Source organism: Bradyrhizobium sp. NBAIM08 (assembly GCF_020193935.1).
GTDB lineage: Bacteria > Pseudomonadota > Alphaproteobacteria > Rhizobiales > Xanthobacteraceae > Bradyrhizobium > Bradyrhizobium yuanmingense.
In genome coordinates, this window is the sequence record NZ_JADYVR010000927.1 from 1 (window position 1) to 405 (window position 405).

At 64.9% G+C, this 405-nt stretch carries 1 protein-coding gene; it reads left to right on the plus strand.

Going from position 1 to position 405, the window contains the following annotated elements; translation table 11 throughout:
* On the plus strand, window positions 1-405 hold a 405-nt coding region (locus I6F37_RS42765; protein ID WP_225154793.1), incomplete at both ends, for a VWA domain-containing protein.

The window sequence follows — 405 nt, forward strand, 5'->3', positions numbered from 1 at the left end:
CCTTTCGGCCGTTATCGGCGCCGGCCTGGGCGCTCAGGACCGTCCGGGGCGATTCCAGTCGGGCGTCGATCTCATCAGCGTCACGGCGACGGTTGTCGACCGCGACGGACGCCTGGTGACGGGCTTACCGGCGGCGGCGTTCGAGATTTTCGAGGAAGGCGAGCGCCAGACCATCACGCAATTTACGAGCGAACGTGTCCCCGTCAGTCTTGCGGTGCTGCTCGACGTCAGCGACAGCATGTTCGGACAGCGTCTGGTCGACGCGCGATCGGCCGTCGAGCGGTTTCTGTTCGAGCTGCTCGACACGAACGACGAATTTTCCGTTGTCGCGTTCAACCACGAGCCTCGCGCGCTGACGCGCTGGACGCAAACCCCCGACGTCGTGAGAACCGCGATGTCCACCCT